Annotated in this window: 16 protein-coding genes; 15 read left to right on the top strand and 1 reads right to left on the bottom strand. The window is 43.9% G+C overall.

What is annotated here, in order from left to right; translation table 11 throughout:
* The first annotated feature begins 4 nt into the window (after positions 1-4).
* The 3 genes from AELLOGFF_RS08285 to AELLOGFF_RS08275 all read left to right on the top strand — a co-directional run bounded on the left by AELLOGFF_RS08285 (position 5) and on the right by AELLOGFF_RS08275 (position 2704).
* Positions 5-436 (top strand): putative iron-sulfur cluster-binding metallochaperone, encoded by a 432-nt coding sequence (locus AELLOGFF_RS08285; protein WP_159268308.1) that lies wholly within the window; start codon positions 5-7, stop codon positions 434-436.
* 322 nt (positions 437-758) lie between these two features.
* The gene (locus tag AELLOGFF_RS08280) at positions 759-2213 is read left to right on the top strand and encodes a c-type cytochrome (protein WP_200842624.1); all 1455 of its coding nucleotides are present in this window, start codon (positions 759-761) and stop codon (positions 2211-2213) included.
* Positions 2159-2704: an FTR1 family protein gene (locus AELLOGFF_RS08275; RefSeq protein ID WP_200842623.1), complete on the top strand. Its 546-nt coding sequence runs from the start codon at positions 2159-2161 to the stop codon at positions 2702-2704. Before AELLOGFF_RS08280 ends, AELLOGFF_RS08275 begins: the two co-directional genes overlap by 55 nt.
* Positions 2705-2706: 2 nt before the next feature.
* Here AELLOGFF_RS08275 and cadR read toward each other — a convergent pair whose 3' ends face one another.
* Positions 2707-3105 carry a Cd(II)/Pb(II)-responsive transcriptional regulator gene (cadR, locus tag AELLOGFF_RS08270; protein ID WP_159268307.1) on the bottom strand — a complete coding sequence of 133 codons (399 nt, stop codon included), beginning with the start codon at positions 3103-3105 and terminating at the stop codon, positions 2707-2709.
* A gap of 98 nt (positions 3106-3203) precedes the next feature.
* Here cadR and AELLOGFF_RS08265 point away from each other — a divergent pair, with 98 nt between their 5' ends.
* From AELLOGFF_RS08265 to AELLOGFF_RS08210, 12 genes are all read left to right on the top strand, one after another.
* Entirely contained in the window at positions 3204-3860 is a 657-nt protein-coding gene (locus AELLOGFF_RS08265; RefSeq protein ID WP_159268306.1) for a cation transporter, read from the top strand.
* A gap of 541 nt (positions 3861-4401) precedes the next feature.
* Positions 4402-5676: a TolC family protein gene (locus AELLOGFF_RS08260; protein ID WP_159268305.1), complete on the top strand. Its 1275-nt coding sequence runs from the start codon at positions 4402-4404 to the stop codon at positions 5674-5676.
* Between the two features lie 71 nt (positions 5677-5747).
* On the top strand, positions 5748-5996 hold the full coding sequence (locus tag AELLOGFF_RS08255; protein ID WP_159268304.1) for a hypothetical protein: 249 nt from the start codon (positions 5748-5750) through the stop codon (positions 5994-5996).
* A gap of 51 nt (positions 5997-6047) precedes the next feature.
* A complete protein-coding gene (locus AELLOGFF_RS08250) occupies positions 6048-7103 on the top strand; it encodes an efflux RND transporter periplasmic adaptor subunit (protein WP_159268303.1) in 1056 nt (351 codons plus the stop codon).
* A 10-nt stretch (positions 7104-7113) separates the two neighbouring features.
* A complete protein-coding gene (locus AELLOGFF_RS08245; RefSeq protein WP_159269330.1) occupies positions 7114-10239 on the top strand; it encodes an efflux RND transporter permease subunit in 3126 nt (1041 codons plus the stop codon).
* A 63-nt stretch (positions 10240-10302) separates the two neighbouring features.
* On the top strand, positions 10303-11193 hold the full coding sequence (locus tag AELLOGFF_RS08240) for a cation diffusion facilitator family transporter (protein ID WP_159269329.1): 891 nt from the start codon (positions 10303-10305) through the stop codon (positions 11191-11193).
* 75 nt (positions 11194-11268) lie between these two features.
* On the top strand, positions 11269-12210 hold the full coding sequence (locus AELLOGFF_RS08235) for a site-specific integrase (RefSeq protein WP_159268302.1): 942 nt from the start codon (positions 11269-11271) through the stop codon (positions 12208-12210).
* A gap of 11 nt (positions 12211-12221) precedes the next feature.
* Complete coding sequence (locus tag AELLOGFF_RS08230) at positions 12222-15206, top strand: Tn3 family transposase (protein WP_159268301.1); 2985 nt, start codon at positions 12222-12224, stop codon at positions 15204-15206.
* A gap of 139 nt (positions 15207-15345) precedes the next feature.
* Complete coding sequence (locus tag AELLOGFF_RS08225) at positions 15346-16395, top strand: tyrosine-type recombinase/integrase (RefSeq protein WP_235035623.1); 1050 nt, start codon at positions 15346-15348, stop codon at positions 16393-16395.
* 315 nt (positions 16396-16710) lie between these two features.
* Positions 16711-17697 carry a sulfotransferase family protein gene (locus tag AELLOGFF_RS08220; protein WP_159268300.1) on the top strand — a complete coding sequence of 329 codons (987 nt, stop codon included), beginning with the start codon at positions 16711-16713 and terminating at the stop codon, positions 17695-17697.
* Positions 17698-17951: 254 nt separating this feature from the next.
* Positions 17952-18140 (top strand): hypothetical protein, encoded by a 189-nt coding sequence (locus AELLOGFF_RS08215; protein ID WP_159268299.1) that lies wholly within the window; start codon positions 17952-17954, stop codon positions 18138-18140.
* A gap of 80 nt (positions 18141-18220) precedes the next feature.
* Positions 18221-22294, top strand: coding sequence for a non-ribosomal peptide synthetase (locus AELLOGFF_RS08210; protein ID WP_159268298.1), 4074 nt, complete (start codon positions 18221-18223; stop codon positions 22292-22294).
* Positions 22295-22329: the final 35 nt, after the last annotated feature.

Below are 22329 nucleotides of genomic sequence, written 5' to 3'. Positions count from 1 at the left end.
GACTATGAGTAACTGCTGCGGTGGTAGTAAAAAAATAGATAAGAAAGCAATGTGTCCCGAATGCCAAGGCGAATATAAGCTCGTGCTCCTTGATACCTTATTGCATCAATTGGCTTCGCCCCACAACCAGTCGATAAAAGAGCAGTCATTCTATTTTTGCTCAAGCCCAGAGTGTAATATCGTTTATTTTGGTAGCGCTGGGGACTGCTATAACGTTGAGCAGGTTCGATCGCCGGTTGGGCAAAAGCAGACTGTAGCTTCACGGCTTATTTGTTATTGTTTTGATATTTCAGTACAAGCGGCATCAGATGACTTGAATAAAAATGGGGCCAGTGAGATTAAAGAATTTGTAAAAGCTCAGACGCAGGCAAAGCGATGCGCTTGCGAGATTCGCAATCCATCGGGTAAATGTTGTTTGGTGGATTTCCCCAATTAATATTCAGGACGTTTGCGCAACACTTTTTAAATAAATCATCGTTTCGATAACTAAATTGAGAAATGCCCCTCCTTGAAATTACAGCAGATTTGAATCCACGCTCTGTTAATCACGACTTAATTAAAGTTATACGTATTGTAAGCAATCACTTGAAGAGTAATAGCTTTCCCAATTTAGAGCCTCCACAACCTACAATCCCTATATATCTCGCTTACTTGTCAACCGTAACAACTTTTCAGCATCCTGTTGACTGTATAGCTACTATAGGGTTTATGATAATGATTCCCATTTCTTGTATTGATTTGTTATTGAGCTGAACACCATGATTACCAAAGATATTATTCATAGACTGCCTATTGGTGCAAAACTACTGAGTTTTACACTTTTATTGATGAGTAATAGCTGGGCAGCTGCGGAAAATGTGGATACCCGTCAGCTACTCCAACTCAGTGAGTACATCTCAGTCGACTATTCCGCCGCTGTTTCGAAAGGAAAAGTTATCGATAAAGGTGAATACCAGGAGATGCTTGAGTTCTCAACCTTGATTGCTGAGAAAGCCAATGAGATGCCATCCTCAAACGAATATAAATCTGTCTCAAGTAAAGCTGATCAGCTCAAACTGTACGTTGGTCAAAAACGTGAGGCCAGCGCTGTAACTCAAGTAGCCGCCAGCTTACGCGACCTGTTATTGAGATTGCCAGGGCAAGAGCCACTACCGATTCAAATCGCCTCTGTAGAAAAAGCTCGATTCCTTTATGCGGAGAATTGCTCTGGATGCCATGGTGCAACTGGGCATGGTGACGGCGTACTCGCCAAATCGTTATCTCCGATGCCGACGGACTTCACTGACGTGGAGCGAGCCAAAAATCGATCTGTCTTAGGTTTGTATGACGTATTGTCGGAAGGAATAGAGGGTACAGCGATGCCACCATTCAAACACCTTGATAAGTCAGACAGATGGTCACTAGCATTCTATGTCGGTTCGCTTCCTAACGCTGCAAACTCCTCGTTTGATCCAATAGAAGGCATCTCGTTTAACGATTTGGTTACGCAAAGTCCAAATAGTCTGCTGAACGATAATGCAGATTTAACAAGCGGCGCTATTTTTCGGTCACGTCTGAATCCTGCGCATTGGTTGGAGTCAAATGAGAACCCCTTAGTGATAACGCGGGCCAAGTTAACTCAAGCGTTAACTCAATATAACGAGGGTCGTTTCTCTGAAGCCAAACGAAGTGCGGTTAGCGCTTATCTTGATGGGTTTGAACTGATCGAAAATGGATTGGATGCCCACAGCACCGAACTTCGAAAAGAGATAGAAAAAAGCCTGATGGACTTTAGGCGATTGATTGCTCAGGAAAATTCAAGTGAGGCACTTAATAGTACTTATACAAAATCACTCGCGCTAATTGCGCAAGCAGAAATATTATTAACAGAGCATACACTCTCTAATCAAACGCTTTTCTTGACGAGTCTGGTAATTCTTCTGCGCGAGGGTCTTGAGGCGCTATTGGTGGTCATTACACTGGGTGCGATATTGCTGCGTAGCCGCCGTAAGGATGCACTTAAATATGTTCATGCGGGCTGGATTACCGCATTAATCGCGGGTGGCTTTACCTGGTGGGCGACACGAAGCTTGATTAATTTTAGCGGTGCTAGTCGGGAAGTCGTTGAAGGTGGTGCTGCGCTGTTTGCTGCTCTAGTTCTTTTCTACGTCGGTATTGGATGCACGGAAAATCACAAGTCGGCGAATGGCAAAAATACATCAAGAAGAAACTAACCGCGCATTTAAGCGCTGGGACACTCTCGGGGATAGCCGTGTTAAGTTTTGTCGCAGTCTATCGTGAAGTCTTTGAAACGATCTTGTTTTATCAATCCCTCGTTTCTCAGGCCGGTTCCGCTCAACACTCAGTCATTCTGTGGGGCTTACTATCCGGTGCGCTATTACTCGCTGTTTTCGGATGGTTATTTATAAAATATTCGATCAAATTACCCATCGCCAAGTTTCTAAGTGTGACGACGTTTATCCTGCTCACGCTGTCATTTATTCTCATGGGCAAAGCTATTGCCGCGTTGCAAGAAGCAGCGGTCATCAGTGTTAGCCCGTTGCCTTTTGATATTACGTTCTCCTGGCTAGGAATCTATTCAACCTGGGAAGGTGTCGCCGCGCAGCTCACCATTATTTCACTAGCAGCTGGAATGTTACGAATAAAATCCAGAACAAAAAAAGCTGATAATGGAGAAGAAATATTGCTTTCTGAATCACCGTGACGTTATGTTTTTTCAGCACCTAAGGTTTTTAAAATACCACATTGCGACACCGTTTTTGTGTCGCCACACCGGGTACGAAGTTCCGTGAGTTGACGTTTAAGTGAATGCAGTTCACTGATCTGCGATTCCACTTCTGTAATGTGTTGATCAACGAGTTGGGTGACCGACTGACAATTTCCTTCAGGCTCGTCACGCAAGGTAAATAAGTTTTGAATTTCGGCGAGCGATAACTTGAGTGCACGACACCGCTTTGTAAATAGAAGTTGCTGGAGGTGTGTATCTGAGTAATCGCGATAGTTCGACGACGTACGATTAGGGTTAACAAGCAAACCGCGCTTTTCGTAGTACCGAATGGTTTGCACTGAACAGCCAGATTTGTGGGCGAGATCCCCAATTTTCATCGTTTTCCCTCACGGTTATGGAGTTTACATTGACCCTATAGTAACTATAGGGTTTAGGCTTTGTCCAATTAAACTGATTATAAACTTGGAGATTACCGTTGAGTGGATGTGGATGCAGTGACATCGAAATAAAAGACCAGTCTCAACGAAAAGTTCTCTATTGGCTGCTAGGCATCAATTTGGTGATGTTTTTTGTCGAAATGGGGTACGGATGGTTCGCACAATCAACCGCACTTATTGCAGATTCTCTGGACATGCTGGCAGATGCAACCGTTTATGGCATTGGGTTGTACGTCGTTGGACGGGCGGTACGAGCCAAAGCTAATGCAGCCTTAATTAGTGGCTATTGTGAGATGACCCTGGGGCTACTCATCCTCGTCGATATCACGCGAAGGATCTTTGTTGGAAGCGAGCCTGTATCTATGGTCATTATGACTGTTGGCGCTGCCGCCCTCATTGCGAATATTGTTTGTTTAAGGTTGATATACGCACACAAAGATGGTGATGTGCACATGAGGGCCAGTTGGATTTTCTCAGCGAATGATGTCATTGCCAATGCGGGTGTCATTCTGAGTGGTGCTCTAGTCTTGTGGTTAGACAGTCGATGGCCAGATATCGTCATTGGTATTGTGATCGCGTTTGTAATCTTGCGAGGAGCCAAAACTATCGTGGCGGATGCAAAAAACGAATTAGGCTCAGAAGCAGCGTTGGAGAAACCAATGAATTGTAAAGATATAAATCTAATCGACAAATAGGTCTATTGGATATTGCTCATGACTGTCGGCTTTTTGCTCAGAATTATCATTAACGAACGAAAGCATTGAACTTTCCATCAATGTCTTTAGACTAACTAACCTCTCAATCCTTAACTAAAGGTCAATAATTAGGTGCGAAACGCGTACGTACGCTCTTTCTTAGCGATTATCGTTTTACTGCAATCATTTGCAGTAGTCGCTGACGCGCACCAGTTTCATCAGTCCAATAACCAGCACGAAATCATTGCTGAGCATATACATGAACCAGCCGCCGTTATCGTAGCTGATGATGTCGATCAGCAAGATGACGCGCTAGATTGCCACCACTGCTGTCATTGCCACAGCTTAGGGTGCTCAGCATTACCTGTTTCGCCTTGCCATATAGGCCTAATTAATAGTCCTTCCGTGACATTTATGTATACGGATCGATACTCATCTCAACCTTCCGGTTCACTTTACCGCCCTCCAATAGTTTAGTCCTCGCCTTTAAGAAACGGTCGACTTTTTTCGACATAACGATTCATTTAGCAGGACATAAAATATGTTTTTCCATCAATACTCAGGCTCGCGCCTGCGTTTTTGCGCAGCCGTAGGGTTAGTTATATTCTCTATCGTCTCGAAAGAGGCTTTTGCTCAAAATAGCGGTCAACCGTTATCACTTCATCAGGCCATTACGAAAACCTTGGCGCAAAATCCTCAACTTCATCAATTTAATATAAAGAAAGATGTTCTTCTTGGTCGCAGGGAGACCAGTGAATTAACCCCCGCGCTGAATGTCAGCATTGAGGTTGAAAACTTTGCGGGTTCCGGTGAGTTGTCTGGAGTGACATCGGCCGAAACCACACTTGCCTTATCTTCTGTCATCGAATTAGGCGGTAAGCGGCGCGCTCGTCTATCCGTGGCTAACGCACAACTGCAAACGTTCGACTACCACCGTCAAGCCTTTACATTGGATGTTTTGGGTGATCTGACCAGTACGTTTATCCAGGCTCTTGAGGTTCAAGCATTGTCAGAACTTGCTGTAGAAGCACGTAACCTTGCGCAAAGCACTCTAAAGATTGTCAAAAATCGATCGAACCAGGGAGCCGCTCCGGAATATGAAGTTAAGCGTGCAAAATCTACACTCTCACACTCTCAGCTACAGGTTGATGCGCTAGAGCAACAGTTTCAGCGGTTACAGATCAAGATCGCCGCTTATTGGGGAGAAACCTTACCCAGCTGGTCCAAACTCGATGGGGATATTTATACCTACGGTACGGCATCAGATTTCATTGCTTTATATGAGCGTGCTAAATCGTCACCTGCAATCGCCCAGTTCGCCAGTGAAGCGCGCTTGAAAAAGGCTCAGGTCTCGCTTGCCAAAACTCAATCCAAAGCCGATCTGGGGTGGCAGCTTGGTGTACGTCGATTTGAAGATAGCGGCGATACGGCATTTACTGCTGGCGTGTCGATTCCATTATTCAGTGGTAAACGAAACAGAGGAGCACTGAAATCTGCGATGGCGTCCGAAAACGAAGTGATTTACGAGCGTCAAACAGCGCTATTGAAGTTGCATGTGCAGTTGTTCGAAGCCTATTCACAGCGGCAACAGCATGTCGCAGCAGTCAAGGTCTTTCGTACAACCATCTTGCCGGACTTAAATTCTGCCTTAGCATCAACTCAGCGCGCCTACGAAACAGGACGGTACAGCTATCAAGACTGGATAGCGGCACAAAAAGAGTTACTTGATGCGAAGCGATCACTCATTGAGAGTGCCGCCGCTGCATCACTTAATCAGGCCGTTATAGAGCAACTCATTTCAGAGCCACTCAATTAGTCAGCAACGATAACTCAATAAACCCATTTTTATTTCGATGCATTTAAGCTTCGAAAAAACAGGATTAAACAATGAAAAAGCCATTTGCATTATTTCTTATCATTTTTTGTACAAGCCTTACTGCTGCCGTCCAGGCTAGTGAAGAACACGACCACAAACATTCTGAAAATAGTTCGCACGAAAAAGCCCACGATCAGAAACATAGTAATAAAGAAAAACACGATGATGACGAGCATGATCATGATGCCGAGAAAGAGCATGATCACGAGGAAGGTTCTCATCATGAAGATGGTGAAGAAGGCGAAACTCACTCTCACTGAACCCAAATTTTATTTCAATGTTAAAAAACATTGAAAAGACAGGATTAGACAATGAAACAGACATTTGCTTTATTTTTTATCATTTTTTGTACAAGCCTTACTGCTGCCGTCCAGGCTAGTGAAGAGCACGATCACAAACACTCCAAAGATAGTGCGCACGAAGAGGCCCACGATCAGAAACATAGTAATAAAGAAAATCACGATGATGATGAGCATGGTCATGATGCAGAGAAAGAGCATGATCACGATGAAGGCTCACATCATGACGATGGAGAAGAGGATGAGCACGGACACGGCGAGGAAAACTCGACTGAAATTAATGACGCCATGGCTCAAAAGGTGGGTATTGAAATCGCGCAAACTGGATCGCAAACACTCCACCAAACATTCACAACCTATGGGCGTTTGACGACGGCGCCAGAGAGCACCAGTCATGTTCGTGCACGATTTCCGGGTATTGTTCGGTCTGTGGCGTTCAATATTGGCGATCAAGTTAAGGAAGGCGATCTGCTTGCCGTCATTGAATCCAATGAGAGTTTAAAGCGCTACGATGTTCGTGCACCGATTGGCGGCACAATTATTCAACGTCATGCCAACAAAGGGGAAATGACACAGGAGCAAGTGCTGTTTTCGATAGCAAGTTTTGAATCATTGTGGGCAGATTTACGTATTTTTTCGACACAACAACAATCGATTAACATTGGCCAACCCATTCATGTAACGGCAGGTGAAAAGCGTATCGATTCGCGTATTTCTCACATGTTGCCAGCCGAAGAAGATTCGCCTTATCTTATTGTGCGAGCAAAAATCAATAACACTAAAAATAATTGGTTTCCTGGATTGATGGTTGAAGGGAAGATTGTCATCAACGAATTTGAGGCACCGATCGCCGTCAAGAATTCGGCTTTGCAAACTATGGGGGGGCGCACCGGAATCTTTGTCAAAGAGCATGACGACTACCGCTTTACTCCGCTCGTTCTAGGTCGCAGCGACGACGAATTTACAGAAGTATTATCGGGTATTCAAGGAAGCACCCAATATGTAATAGCGAACAGCTACTTAATAAAAGCTGACATCGAAAAATCCGAAGCCGAGCACGAACACTAAGGGGTATATGATGATTAATTCCATTTTACGCCTTGCCATCGAGCGGCGTTTATTATTTTTGTGTAGTATTTTTCTGATTGTCGGTATAGGTTTTTGGAGTTATCAAAAACTCCCTATCGATGCTGTTCCAGACATTACAAATGTTCAGGTACAAATCAATACTTCAGCTCCGGGTTATTCACCCCTGGAAGCAGAACAAAGAATTACTTATCCGGTAGAGACAGCACTGGCTGGGTTACCCAATCTTGCTTATACCCGATCCTTATCTCGTTACGGTCTTTCACAGGTAACCGTCGTCTTCGATGAAGGCACCGATATATATTTTGCCAGAAACTTAATTAATACAAAATTAGGCGCAATAAAGAGTGCCTTACCTCCAGGCATGGAACCAGAGATGGGACCGATTTCTACTGGGCTTGGAGAAATATTCATGTATACGGTACAAGCCTTGCCTGACGCCGTAGATGCTAATGGCAAGCCTTATGACGCTACTGCATTACGTGAGATTCAAGATTGGATCATAAAACCACAGCTTGCACAGGTTAAGGGCGTTGTAGAGGTCAACAGTATTGGTGGTTACAACAAGCAATATCATATAACCCCTGATGTTCAAAAGCTGTTGCATTTCAATGTTGGAATGGAAGATATCGTTCAAGCGCTAGAGGCCAATAACGGTAACCGCGGCGCTGGCTATATTGAGCGAAACGGTCAGCAACTATTAGTTCGTTCACCTGGGCAGCTAGCAACCATAGAAGATATCGCCAACGTCATTATCGCTGAGAATAATACAATTCCAGTTAAGGTATCTGATGTTGCGAGTATCGCTATTGGCAAGGAACTAAGAACAGGCGCTGCAACACAGGATGGTGTAGAAACAGTTTTGGGTACGGCCATGATGTTGATTGGTGAAAACTCCCGTACAGTGGCACGCGATGTGGCGCTGCGCCTTGAGACTATTCAAGCATCCCTTCCTGAAGGTGTAGTAGCGACCTCTGTATATGATCGTACGGCGCTCGTCGACAAAGCCATTGCCACAGTAAGTAAGAACCTTCTAGAAGGCGCAATACTTGTTGTTGCCGTATTGTTTTTATTATTGGGCAATCTCCGTGCGGCATTGATTACAGCTGCGGTGATACCACTAGCCATGCTAATGACGATTACTGGCATGGTCAAAACAGGTGTGTCCGCTAATTTGATGAGTTTGGGGGCATTAGACTTTGGGTTAATTGTCGATGGCGCAGTGATTATTGTAGAAAATGCTATCCGTCGTTTATCCAACGCGCAGCACGCAGGACAATTGGATTTACGTGAACGATTAAACGTGGTTTACGAAGCGACAGCCGAAGTCATTCGTCCCAGTCTTTTTGGTGTAGCAATTATTACCGTTGTGTATATCCCCATTTTTTCATTGACCGGTGTTGAAGGGAAAATGTTCCACCCTATGGCGGCAACAGTCGTTATGGCACTAATTTCAGCTATGGTGCTGTCATTAACGGTCGTGCCTGCCGCTGTAGCGGTATTCTTAAAAGGAAAAATCAGCGAAAAAGAAGGGATTGTGATTCGCGGCGCAAAATCTGCGTATGAACCGGCGTTGTTACTCGCATTAAAATTTCGCTGGTTGGTTGTAGGCAGTGCAACTGTACTGGTTGCGGCCTCTCTTTGGTTAGCGACAACGTTAGGCTCCGAGTTTGTACCGCAACTTAATGAAGGTGATATTGCATTGCACGCTATGCGAATTCCGGGTACCGGATTGGAGCAGGCGGTGGAAATGCAGGAATTGCTTGAACAACGCATAAAATCCTTTCCTCAAGTCGATAAAGTGTTTGCGCGTATCGGTACCGCCGAAGTGGCGACTGACCCCATGCCGCCTAATGTCGCCGATAATTTTGTGATTTTAAAACCGCGTTCACAGTGGCCAGACCCATCGCTTACTAAGCAAGAATTAGTTGAGCAAATGGAAAAATCACTCGAAGAATTACCGGGCAATAATTACGAATTCACCCAACCCATTCAAATGCGATTCAATGAATTGATCTCTGGCGTTCGAGCTGATTTGGGTATCAAAGTTTTCGGCGATGATCTGGATCAACTAGTTGTCACGGCCAATGATATTTTAAAAACACTGAGTAAAGTCGATGGTGCCGCCGATGCGAGAGTTGAGCAGGTTACTGGCTTGCCAACCTTGTCAGTCATTCCCAAACGGACTGCGTTGGGGCGTTATGGTCTCAATGTCTCCGAGTTGCAAGAGTGGGTAGCGACAGCAATTGGCGGTGAAAGTGCAGGAATACTGTATGAAGGGGATCGGCGATTTGAGCTGGTAGTTCGTTTACCGGAAACTGTTCGGCGAGATATCGAACGCCTAGCATTCTTACCCGTACCGTTACCAAACGGTGACTATGTTCCTTTGTCTGAAGTTGCCACCTTGGATATTTCGCCTGCACCGGCACAAATCAGTCGTGAAAATGGTAAGCGCCGCATTGTTGTTACAGCCAACGTGCGTGGTCGAGATCTTGGCGGGTTTGTTGAGGATGTAAAGGCCCAAATTTCGTCACAGGTAGATATTCCGGCTGGGTATTGGCTTGACTATGGCGGCACCTTCGAACAACTCGAATCTGCGAGTAAACGATTGTCTATCGTCGTACCGTTGACTTTACTGCTTATCATTGGCTTGTTGGTGATGGCTTTTGGGTCACTGAAGGATGCCCTCATTATTTTCAGTGGTGTGCCATTAGCTCTAACTGGTGGTGTTTTAGCCTTGGCACTGCGTGGCATGCCTATGTCCATTTCCGCCGGAATTGGTTTTATCGCTTTGTCGGGAGTTGCGGTGCTAAATGGATTAGTGATGCTAGCGTTTATCCGTGATCTGTGGCACGAGAAAGGTGACTTGATGCTTGCAGTAACAGAGGGCGCGCTTGTGCGTTTGCGACCCGTATTAATGACTGCATTGGTAGCCAGTCTTGGATTCGTGCCAATGGCATTAAACACAGGTACCGGAGCAGAAGTTCAACGCCCGTTAGCCACCGTTGTTATCGGCGGGATTATTTCCTCCACTTTGCTAACGTTGCTCGTGTTACCCGTTCTCTATCATTGGTTTCATAAAAATGATCGCCTAAAAGTTGTGAAGGCTAATAACTAATCGTCCTTAATGAAAGACGCGGCAAAAACGTTGCCGCGTCTGGATAACAAGCAAGGAAAAGAAATGCATAACCACGGTCACGCACATAATAGTGATGATTCAAGTTCAAGAATTGCTTGGGCTTTTTTCCTCAATGTCGGCTTTACAATCATTGAATTCATTGGTGGCTGGCTTACTAATAGTACAGCGATCATGGCGGACGCGGTACATGACTTAGGCGACAGCCTGTCGATTGGGTTAGCCTGGTTTTTATCATATTGGAGCAATAAGCCCGCAAGCGGAAATTTTAGCTACGGCTACAGACGCTTTTCGCTATTAGGGTCTTTGATAAATGGGATGGTATTGGTTGCTGGCTCCCTTTGGGTGCTAAGTGAAGCCATACCTCGCCTGCAAAACCCGGAAATGCCTGTCGCTGAAGGTATGCTCGGTATGGCTATCTTTGGTATAGCCGTGAATGGATTCGCTGCGTACAAACTCAGCGGAGGAAAAACCTTAAATGAGCGGGTTTTAAACTGGCATTTGTTAGAAGACGTCTTGGGGTGGGTAGCAGTATTCATTGTCTCTATCGTACTTATGTTTGTTGACTGGCCAATACTCGATCCCATTTTATCTATTGGTTTCACCCTATTTATTGCCTTTAATGTCTTTCGCAATTTATGGAAAACCGGGCTCCTATTTTTACAGGCAGTACCAGATAAAAAACTTCATAATCAGATTGCAGAAACTCTTAAGAAATTAGCGGGTGTAAAAGACGTGCACCATCTTCATTTGTGGTCATTGGACGGTGAGCATCATGTGTTAACAGCACACCTTGCGTTATCACATACGATGGACTTATCCCACCAGTTAAATTTGAAACAAAAGATTGCCGATGAATTGGATTATTTTGACCTTGAACACACCACTATTGAGTTCGAGTTTGAGGATGAAAGTTGTCGCGACACGCTCAAATAAAGGACGATCTTCGGTAAGCTACAGAATTTGAACAACTTTTGAAAATACATAATTAGTAACAGATAGGTGACACGATTGGCCAATATTGAAGATTACCTTCATGCAGCAACGCGAGATAACACCCGAAAAAGCTATCGCGCCGCGATTGAGCATTTTGAAGTGTCGTGGGGTGGATTTCTCCCTGCGACCGCCGACAGTATTACCCACTACATAGCGGACTACGCCGATAGTTTGTCCATTAACACCCTACGGCAAAGACTAGCCGGTATTGCAGCGTGGCACCAAGATCAGGGATTTCCAGACCCAACAAAAGCACCCCACGTTAAAAAGGTGCTTAAGGGTATCGCTGAGCTGCACCCAACAACCCCCAAACAAGCTAAACCTATCCAACTGCATCATTTGAAGCAATTAATAAGCACCTTAGATCAAACGGTTCAAAACGGATCTCAAATAAACGGCTTGCAAGCTATCCGTGATAAAGCTTTGTTGCTCATGGGGTTTTGGCGAGCTTTTCGCAGTGACGAATTGGCCCGTCTCTGTGTTGAACATGTACAGGCTGAGTCAGGCAAAGGTATGGAAATATTCGTCCCGCGTAGCAAAGGCGATCATTCACGCTTAGGGCGACACTACAAAGCCCCAGCACTCAAACAACTTTGCCCTGTTGAGGCCTACCTCGATTGGATTCACGCGGCACAGCTAGGCAAAGGACCCGTATTTCGTTCAATTAATCGTTGGGGGCATATTGCGGACACGGCACTGCACCCTGTGAGTATTCTTGGCATTATTAAACAGTGTTGTATAAGAGCAGAGATCGATGAGGCTGAGTTTTTTAGTAGTCATTCATTACGTCGCGGCTTCGCTACTTGGGCCAATACTCAGGGGTGGGATACAAAGTCCCTGATGGAATACGTTGGTTGGAAAGATGTTCAATCAGCCATGCGTTACATTGAAGTCGCCGATCCTTTTTCGCAACAGTTACTCGCGAATGGTCAAACAACGAAAGCAGACGTTGATTAAGGTCTAACAGCATGGTCGCTATTTATCAGACAGCCTACCCGAGACTGAAGCAAGAATTTTCGCAAAAGGATCTGAATGAAGTCTACACACCAACGAGTAAGGAATTAAATTTCGCCATTAAGCACTGTAAGCGAAGTAGTGCCTCCTACCTTGGCTTGTTGGTACAACTGAAAATAGTACAACGATTGGGACGATTTGTGCCCATCAAAGATATTCCTACAGGCATTATCGAACACATTAAAAAGGCTGTTCGCAGTCGATCGTCTAAGACTGAATTGAATACATATTTCAGCTCAGGAGCTAAAGACCGGCATATTAAGTTGGTTCGGAAATACTTAGGGCTTAAACCCTACGATAATGACGCAACGGGTGTTTTGATTTTCCAATGGGCTTTAGAAGCCGCAAAAACCAAAGAGGCGTTGGCAGATATTATTAATGTCAGCTTGGAATATTTGGTTAAAGAAAAGTATGAGCTGCCCCCGTTCAGTGTACTTCAACGCTTATGTCAAAGTGCTCGCGCCGAGATAAACAATAGGTACTTTGACCTGCTGTCGAATTTTCTGAATTCTGAAGGTCGAGCGGCCGTCAATAAACTCTTGAATGCTTCAGGACCTGATAGTTATGGCTGGACTGATTTAAAGCACGAGGCAAAACGACCAACCCCACGAAATATTCAAGCGTACATTCGCTACTTGGAGTGGCTTTCGTCATTGCAAACTATGTTGCCAACTGACCTAGGGCTTCCTCCGACCAAGCATCGCCAGTACATTAACGAAGCTAAAGCTCTTGATCTAAAAGAAATAAAAAGACTCAAAAGTAACAAACGTTCGGCGTTGATGATTGTGTTAATTCGACATCAATACGCGCAAACTCTCGACAGTGCCGCACAGATTGTCATTAAAACGCTTCAAAAGATCGACCGCACAGCACAAAAAAACCTCGAAGAGTATCTGGCGCATCATCAGAAACAAACTGACAGGCTCATTTCCGTGCTGTCAGGGACGGTTAAAGTTTACCTTGATAAGCCCGATTCGGTATCCGCATTCGACCCTGTTCTCGCCAAGGACGGGAAGACAATACTGGAGATGTGCGATCAATACATGGCCTACGCGGGAAACAATTACTTACCCTTCATGGTACCGCTCTACAAGAAACAGCGGTCGGCATTATTTCGAGCCATAGAAATACTGAACTTAGAATCAGCCACTGAAGACAAAGACGTTTTGAAGGCGTTTGAATTTATCCGAGAGTGTAAAAATCGACGAACGGAACTACTCCAAATAAAAGAAAACCCTGAAGACCCAGATAGCAAAAATATTATTAATATTCGATGGGTGCGGGACAAGTGGTGGAAGCTGGTTACGGGTAAGGCATCAAAAACAGCTCACGTTACACACGTCAACAAACACAATTTTGAACTGTGTGTATTTGATCGTATTGCAGAAGAGTTGAGTACGGGCGACTTGTTTATTCCTCACAGTGAAACCTTCGACGACTACCGCGAACAAATGATTTCGTGGGAACAGTATGAAGAAGAATTGCCTGGTTATTGTAGTGAGCTGGGGTTGGTCGCCGGTGACACGGCTTTCACCGAAGCCTTGAAGGTGCAAATGAAAGAAGCCTGCGTCTTGGCTGATAGTGTGTTCCCAGATGACGAATACGTCCGAATAGAACAAGGCAAGTTAATTATCGGCAAGCCAAAATCTAACGAATCCTCAGCAGAAGTTGAAGCGATTGCACCGCTACTCGCGGAACGGCTTGAAAAAATCAATCTACTTGAGGTCATTATTAACGTAGAAAAATGGCTTTCTTTAAATGAACTATTCGGGCCACTGTCTGGATTTGAATCGCGTATCGATGACCCGTTATTGCGATTTGTCCTTTCTCTGTTTTGTTATGGCACCAACATTGGGCCGACTGAAACCGAACGATCAGTTCGAGGAATTAGCCGTAAGCAAGTTGCATGGCTCAATCTTAAACGAACGACACCAGAAAGGCTGGATAAAGCCATCGTTAAAGTGAATAACGCGTACAAAAAATTTGGTCTTATTGAGTGCTGGGGTTCGGGTAATAGTGTTTCAGCCGATGGTAAACTATGGGATCTTTATGAAGATAATTTATTATCAGAATATCACCTGAGATACGGTAGTTTCGGCGGTATTGCTTACTATCACGTATCAGATACCTATATTGCCTTGTTTAGCCACTTTATACCCTGTGGCGTGTATGAAGCGATCTATATCTTGGATGGACTCCTTAACGACGAATCCGATTTTAAACCCGATACAGTACATGGCGATACCCAAGCTCAATCCACACCCGTATTTGCACTGGCGTATCTGCTTGGAATCAAGTTGATGCCCCGCATTAGAAATATTAAGGATCTAACATTTTACAAGCCAGACAGGGAAATGGTTCTCCAGCATATACAGTCGTTATTTCATGAGCCAATACGATGGGATCGTATCGAGAAGCATTACCCAGATATGCTCCGAACAGCTATGTCGGTGAAGGCTGGAAAAATCACGGCATCAACCATATTGCGACGCTTCGGCACCAAGAACCGTAAAAACAAGCTGTATTTTGCCTTCCGAGAACTTGGAAGGGTGGTTCGTACAATGTTTTTATTGGAGTACATTACCGATGTCGACTTACGTAAAACAATCCAAGCAGCAACATGTAAGAGTGAGGAGTTTAATGAGTTTGCGAGATGGTTATTCTTTGCAAATGGCGGGAAAATCGCTGCCAATTTAAAGCATGAGCAAAACAAGATCGTAAAATACAATCATCTGCTTGCCAACGTCGCTATCCTGTATAACGTCAATGCCATGACCAAAGCTTTTAATGAATTACGAGAAGAAGGCTATGATATTAAACGTGAGCATATGGCCAAGTTCTCACCGTATCATACAGCGCACCTTGGAAGACTGGGGAGCTTTGAGCTTGATCTGACTAAAGCAGTGGTGCCAATTGGCTACAAACTTCAACCTGACTAAATATTCAATATAATCAGTGATTTACGATCGAAGTGGCTAAATCCAACACTTTTGCCGGCCGGACCTCATTAACACGCAACATTTTGGTCGATATTGTTAAGTTGCCTATATTGGTCGGAACAAATCAGAGCACACGTACTTGCGATTCCGGTCTGAAGTTGAAAAATTTCTGCTTTGGGCGTTTCTTATTAAAGACAAACCTCTTGATGAATACCGAAAAGCTGACATTCTTGAGTTTGCCGACTTTTGTTGGAAGCCGCCATTAACGTGGATCAGTTATTCCAATGTGGACAAATTTATAATCAAAGGTGGTTTTTACACCAGTAATACCGAATGGACTCCTTTCAAATTAATGGTCGCCAAAGGTGACGAGTCAAAACCTGACAAGAAAAAATATCGTCCATCACAAGAAACTTTACAATCTACCTTTACCGCCATAAATGCCTTCTATAAGCATCTTACCGATGAAGAATACTGCTATGGGAACCCCGTGCAAATAGCAAAAAAAGACTGCCGATATTTCATTAAGGATACCCAGGTAAAAGATGTAAAACGGCTAACTGAAGACCAATGGAACTTCCTCTTGGACGTCGCAACTTCCATGGCTGATGACGATTCTAGGTACGAACGAAGCTTATTTCTTATCGCATCCCTAAAAACCTTGTTTTTGCGTATATCCGAGTACTCAGATCGCAAAGAATGGTCTCCTATAATGAGCCATTTCTGGAGGGATAATGACAATAATTGGTGGCTTAAAATCTATGGAAAAGGCCGAAAAGTTCGAGACATCACGGTACCAGCTAGTTTTCTAAGCTACTTAACCCGATATCGGCTCCACCGCGGGCTAAATAAGCTGCCAGTTACTGGTGAAAACCACCCTATTATCGAAAAAATTCGCGGTCGTGGCGGGATGACGGCAAGGCAACTTTCTCGGCTAGTTCAAGAGGTGTTTGATCAAGCCTACGAACAGATGAAATTGCGTTACGGTGAAGACAATGCCAGCAATTTTAAAGAAGCAACCTCACATTGGCTTCGGCATACCGGTGCGAGTTTAGAGATTGAACGAGGTCGTGCACTTAAAGATGTTTCTGAAGACCTTGGCCATGCGAGTATGTCTACGACTGATACAGTGTATGTACAGACTGATGATAAAAAGCGTGCTTCTAGCGGTAAGGATAGAAACGTTTGATATGTAAAGGAATTTTGCAGGAGCGTGTTATTTTGTTTATCCAAGCCTTACTTAATGTATGTTTTTTTGTCCTTTCTAATTTAGGTCAATTTGTTAGTGCAATTTATAGAGGGAACAAGCACAAATCCTGATCACTGTCTCTTAAACTGCGGTTTCTTTCCAAATTTGATCACCTTTAAAAAGTAGTACTTAAGTGCAGTAACTTTACTATTGTTAACAAGGTCAGGTTTTTTGGGTTATATTTTGCGTACACTTCACATTGTTTGAGACATAGCCTGTTCCTTTACTCGCCTTAATAGAATGCTGAATTACACCATGAATGCAATGATAGACCCGAATTTTCCGACGTGTAATGAAGATGCCGATAAATTGGAAAGTATTAAGCACTTCCCTCTTCGTCCGGTATTTATTATGGGCTTGCACCGTTCGGGAACGACTTTCTTATACGATTGTGTTGCTAAGTGCTTTCCAGTTGCTCATTTAAGTCTGTACCACCTTTTATATTTTGATCGCTTACTTAACAATGAGGAAAGTGGCGCGGACATAAGCGATAAGGAGCGACTTAATAGCTACTTTACTGCTCTTGGTGTTAAAGATCGCAATATTGATGGGACACATGTAGATGCTGATGCCGTAGAAGAATATGGTTTTCTGCTTAGGAAAAAATCAGGTTCTTTTAAATTAAATGCTGATAATGTGCCGTTATTTTCGACAATATGTAGAAAATTATTAGCAGTAAACCCTGGTAAACAAGCGGTTTTATTAAAAAATCCTTGGGATACCGGCAATGCTGAGGAAATATTGAGCTTTTACCCCGATGCGCGTTTTATTTATATATCGCGTGAACCTATTTCTGTTCTAAATAGTATGTTGAATGCCTTATTGTCTTATTTAGAGGGGCCACAAGATTATTTGGAAATCTTACTTGATGATGGCAATGGTCGACGTTCCTATCGTAAGGGCTATGCTGTGTGGGTGTGTCTTAAAGCATTTCGCAAAGTGCTTGGACGCCAGATGTGCGCGCGCTTAGCGCGTGGTTTATTGGCGAAAGAGGTCGCGAGACAAGTGGCTGTTTATAAAAAAGAGGTGTCAACGATGCCGCCTGATCGTGCAATTGAAATTGATTACGAATCGCTTATTTCTGACCCTGCTCAGTCTATACGTTCCCTCGAAGGCCTTTTAGATTTACCCCTTATAGGTCAATTAGATTCCATTGAAGTAAAACAAAGAAAAAATGTGAACCCTGTTTTGCGTAATTACAGTGACAAGTTAAATAATCTCGTAAAACACGCGTTGAAATAACCCATAAGACCCTCGGTTGCTAGCCGTTATTCAGCGGAAATGCCGCCTTCTTAAGCTTAATTGTTTTATTAACCGACGGTAACGTTTAGGTGTTTTTAGAACACTAACTGCTTGTTTGCGCGATAAAAAGCACTATGACACACAAACACTATTACACATATATAGAATATGAGCACTGCACACATCGTGGATATTGTGTATTACGGTGATTTCTTAGGTTAATTATATGTAATCAAAAGTCATTCCTGAGGACTATGTCACACTATAGTGTAGGTATAAATACGTATTATGTATCTGCAGCCGACAGCAGGAGAACGGGGAATTTAGCGGGACGTGCTAGTGCTGTTATCTATATTTTTGTCATGAATTTACAAGTCGACATCAATATTGAGTTCATCCAAGCATGTTTTGAATTAGACAATATGCTCTTCCGTATCCTGTAAGACGCTGTGATTCCAGACAAAACTATTTGTTAGTTTACGTCTGCTTAAGTAAACGTATTACTACTTTTGAGAGCAGCTCCATGACTGAAAGCATTGCCGCAAAATCGGGCCTTACGGCACTAGCTCATCCCGCTGATAAAGCGGCTCAATCTGTGCAAGCATTTAAAGAATTAAAGATTGAGCGTTCAAGTCAGCGTACGCTGGTTTCGCCGGAAACAAAGTTCTTACCCTTAGCTCAGGCCCAGCGTGGCTTATGGTTTGGGGAAAAAATTGGCCCAAAAGATGCTGTCTATAATATTGCGGAATACTGTGAAATTCTTGGCGATATTGATGTAGGCAATTTCATTGCCGCTCTAAAACAAATCACTCAAGAAGCTGAAACAACGCGTGTTGAAATTCATGATACAGAAGATGGCCCTCAGCAGATAATACTCGATAAATATAAGGGTGAATTTCCCTTTGTTGATATGAGTGCTGCTAAAGATCCCCGTGCTGATGCTGAGGCATGGATGATGGACGATCTTAGCCAACCGCTCGACCTCGCTTGTGACCCGCTGTGGTTTTGCGCCTTGTTCAAAATTAATGAAAACTGCTATTTTTGGTATCAGCGTAGTCATCATGTTGTGTTAGATGGTTTTGGTGCTGGCATTCTTTCTAAGCGCTGTGCCGAAATATATAACGCCTTAGTTGATAATCGTGATGCAGGACCCAATCCCTTTTTATCTTTAAATGCGCAACATCAGCAAGAAGCGCACTATAAAAGCTCGCCTCGTTATGAACGTGATCGTGCTTATTGGCTAGAGCAATTAAAGTCTTTACCTGACCCCGTTTCGCTAACACGACATAATGCGGTACGCGCCGGTGGCTTGCGCAGAAGTACGGCACGGCTTTCTACTGCTGCAAGTGCTGAGCTTCGTATCCTGAGTAAGGATGTTGGAGCTAGCGTACCCCAAGTATTAATTAGCTTATTTGCAGCTTATATTTATCGTATGACAGGCGCTGATGATTTGGTGTTTGGTATGCCGGTAACCGCACGCGCAAACAGAGATATGCGTAGCACGCCGTCGATGATGGCGAATGCTGTTTCTATCCGCCTTGCAATGACAGATCAATTAAATTTGGCCGGTTTAGCCACACAAGTATCTAAAACAGTGCGTCAGTCTCTTCGTCATCAACAGTTCCGCTACGAAGATATTCGTCGCGAACTGGGCTTGCTTGGTCAAGGCCAGCAAATATCTTGGGTTGGCGTAAATATTGAGCCTTTTGATTATGATTTACGATTTGGCGGTCATCAATGTCTTGCCCACAACATTTCTAATGGCACTGTCGAAGACTTAACGGTTTTTATTTATGACCGAGGTGAGCATGACGGCCTGAGAGTCGATTTTGATGCCAACCCAGCGCTTTATACTCAGCCAGACTTGGATACCCATCGTGATCGTTTTGTTCGCTTAATTAATGCAGTTGTGGCTGATCCTGTGACGCCAATCAGTCAAATTAACCTGCTTTCTGATCTTGAGAAGCAGCAGCTATTGGTAGATTGGAATAACACTGCGGTACCTCTACCTAATACATCCCTACCTCTACTATTTACTGAACAAGCAGCGCGTACACCTGATGCGATTGCGGTCACTAGCGGCGATAAAGCTATCAGTTATCAGGCTCTACAATATCAAGTTGATCAAATAACTCAGTTGTTGATTGATCGTAATATTGGCACTGGTGATATTGTTGCTGTAGCGTTACCCCGAGATGAGTCTATGCCAGCAGCGTTATTGGCAATTATGAAGTCAGGCGCCGCATATTTACCCCTAGATCCCTGCGCTCCCGCTGAACGTTTAGCAATGATTATTGAGGAGGGTAAACCTACTCTTACCTTGTCCACATCTAGTATTAGCAATACTCAATTTTCAGACAGTAATCATGTAATTAATTTAGATACCATCACTTTTCCAGAAGTTAAAGATACCTTGCCAGTTTCTAACTGTGTCACAGGAGATAGTAGCGCCTATGTTATTTACACATCCGGCTCTACGGGGCGTCCTAAAGGCGTAGAAATTAGCCACTCAGGTTTACTCAATTTTTTATTGGCGATGCAGGCCGAATTACAGATTAGTACCGACGATACATTACTTGCCCTGACAACAGTTGCTTTCGACATTGCCGTACTAGAGTTATACCTTCCATTGATATTGGGGGCACGAGTGGTTATCGCTGACAGAGTTGTAGCGAAAGATCCTGCTGCGCTGGTTAAGCTTATTCAAGACCAAAATGTAAGCGTTATGCAAGCAACACCATCACATTGGCAAGCCTTGCTCGCAGATGAGGATGAAGCCTTACGCAATGTTAGGCCCTTGGTGGGTGGCGAAGCTTTGCCTGCGCAATTGGCTCGTAAAATGAGAAAACTTGGCCACCCTATTGTCAATTTATATGGCCCAACTGAAACAACTATCTGGTCCACCATCATGCGCTTAGAGGGCGATGATTTAGATTCACCACCAATCGGTCGCCCTATTCAAAATACGACAGTTTATGTGCTTGATAAAGCAATGCAGCCAGTCCCTCTTTCTGCTATTGGTGAGTTATATATTGGTGGTGAAGGTGTTGCAAAAGGGTATTTACATAGACCTGAACTCACGGCGGAGCGTTTTGTAGCTAATCCATTTGGTAAGGGAAGACTTTATAAAACGGGTGATCTTGCTCGCTGGCGTAATGACGGCGTACTTGAATACTTAGGCCGTAATGATTTTCAAATCAAAATACGCGGCTTTCGGGTTGAAGCCGAAGAGGTAGAAGCAAATATTCAACGCTGTGATGGTGTAAGACAAGCGGTAGTCACTTTGCAGGCAGCTCCTTGCGGCAATAATAAATTGGTTGCTTATGTATTACCTTTAGCACTAGAAAATGGCGAGTTACAGGCAATTGATACCGCACTACTTAAAAAACATCTAGAACAAACCTTGCCTGATTATATGATTCCCTCCATGTTTATTTATGTGAGTGAATTCCCGACGAATGTTAATGGTAAGTTAGATCGCAAAGCGCTCCCCGAGCCAATATGGCAGAATGCCCACGCGTATGTGGCGCCAAGAACGCCGTTAGAAACTCAGTTAGCTGCATTGTGGTGTGAAGTATTTGAAGTTGAGCAAGTCGGCATTAACGATAGCTTTTTTGACTTGGGTGGTGATTCTCTTACAGCAGCAAGAATGGTTGCCAAGTTGAGAGAATTATTGAAGCGCGATATACCTCTAGCTGCAGTTTTTGAAGCAAGTACCATTGCAGAACTTAGTGAGCAAATTGAAAAGCAAGAAGCTGTTGACCCTCTCGGTATGATATTACCATTAAAGTCTACAGGCACATCTGCCCCACTTTTTTGTATTCACCCTGTTATCGGTTTAAGTTGGGCTTACTCAGGTTTGGCTCGCCATTTAAGTAGTGATCAGAACCTATATGGAATACAAGCTCGTGGGCTTGCCACAGAGTTCTTAGAGACTAGCGCCACTGTTTTACCGCAAAGTATTGGTGAAATGGCGAAAGAATATATTGACCACATTCGGCGAGTACAACCTGCAGGGCCATATCATTTGCTGGGCTGGTCTATGGGTGGATTGTTGGCCCATGAAATCACAAGAAGGCTAGAGGCAGATGGCGAAACGATTAATTATCTCGCTATTTTAGATGCCTACCCCTATGTTCAAAAAGATCAGAATTGTGATGAAGAAAGCCACTTAGTTAAAAGCGCCCTATTATTTATGGGACTTCCGAGTGATGCACTCCCTGTCGGTTCAGAAACAATGAAAGATCTCACTGAACTTCTGTGTCGTGAATACGATATTTACAACTTGCCTTTTGTTAAGGAAATGCAGGAAAGTAACAGCAATATTATTGAGGGCGTTCGGCAAATAATTGAGAACAACCTAGCTATTTCACGCAGCTTTACGCCGGGTAAAGTCAATGCAGACATGTTGTTCATTGGCGCATCGCAAACGGCTGAAACAGAGCTAGGTGATTTACTACATAACAATGCCAAAGTTTGGCAAAACCATGTAGGAGAGTTAACGGTGCATCAGGTTAGTTGCCATCATCAACAAATGTTTGATGCTGAACCATTGGAGCTTATTGGTCCTTTAATTGCTGAGTCTCTAAAAGGTTAAAAAAGCGTCTTAAACAAGATTGTCTGCTCAACGAG

It is taken from the genome of Zhongshania aliphaticivorans (genome assembly GCF_902705875.1).
Taxonomy (GTDB): Bacteria; Pseudomonadota; Gammaproteobacteria; order Pseudomonadales; family Spongiibacteraceae; genus Spongiibacter; species Spongiibacter aliphaticivorans_A.
Note: the sequence above shows the minus strand (reverse complement) of the source record. Positions and strands in the feature narration are given on the sequence as shown.

What these genes read in the sequence shown, in the direction of transcription:
- AELLOGFF_RS08285 (WP_159268308.1), top strand. Translation starts at nt 5, where the DNA reads ATGAGTAACTGCTGCGGTGGTAGTAAAAAAATAGATAAGAAAGCAATG.
- AELLOGFF_RS08280 (WP_200842624.1), top strand. Translation starts at nt 759, where the DNA reads ATGATTACCAAAGATATTATTCATAGACTGCCTATTGGTGCAAAACTA.
- AELLOGFF_RS08275 (WP_200842623.1), top strand. Translation starts at nt 2,159, where the DNA reads ATGCACGGAAAATCACAAGTCGGCGAATGGCAAAAATACATCAAGAAG.
- cadR (WP_159268307.1), bottom strand. Translation starts at nt 3,105, where the DNA reads ATGAAAATTGGGGATCTCGCCCACAAATCTGGCTGTTCAGTGCAAACC.
- AELLOGFF_RS08260 (WP_159268305.1), top strand. Translation starts at nt 4,402, where the DNA reads ATGTTTTTCCATCAATACTCAGGCTCGCGCCTGCGTTTTTGCGCAGCC.
- AELLOGFF_RS08255 (WP_159268304.1), top strand. Translation starts at nt 5,748, where the DNA reads ATGAAAAAGCCATTTGCATTATTTCTTATCATTTTTTGTACAAGCCTT.
- AELLOGFF_RS08250 (WP_159268303.1), top strand. Translation starts at nt 6,048, where the DNA reads ATGAAACAGACATTTGCTTTATTTTTTATCATTTTTTGTACAAGCCTT.
- AELLOGFF_RS08245 (WP_159269330.1), top strand. Translation starts at nt 7,114, where the DNA reads ATGATTAATTCCATTTTACGCCTTGCCATCGAGCGGCGTTTATTATTT.
- AELLOGFF_RS08240 (WP_159269329.1), top strand. Translation starts at nt 10,303, where the DNA reads ATGCATAACCACGGTCACGCACATAATAGTGATGATTCAAGTTCAAGA.
- AELLOGFF_RS08230 (WP_159268301.1), top strand. Translation starts at nt 12,222, where the DNA reads ATGGTCGCTATTTATCAGACAGCCTACCCGAGACTGAAGCAAGAATTT.
- AELLOGFF_RS08220 (WP_159268300.1), top strand. Translation starts at nt 16,711, where the DNA reads ATGAATGCAATGATAGACCCGAATTTTCCGACGTGTAATGAAGATGCC.
- AELLOGFF_RS08215 (WP_159268299.1), top strand. Translation starts at nt 17,952, where the DNA reads ATGTCACACTATAGTGTAGGTATAAATACGTATTATGTATCTGCAGCC.
- AELLOGFF_RS08210 (WP_159268298.1), top strand. Translation starts at nt 18,221, where the DNA reads ATGACTGAAAGCATTGCCGCAAAATCGGGCCTTACGGCACTAGCTCAT.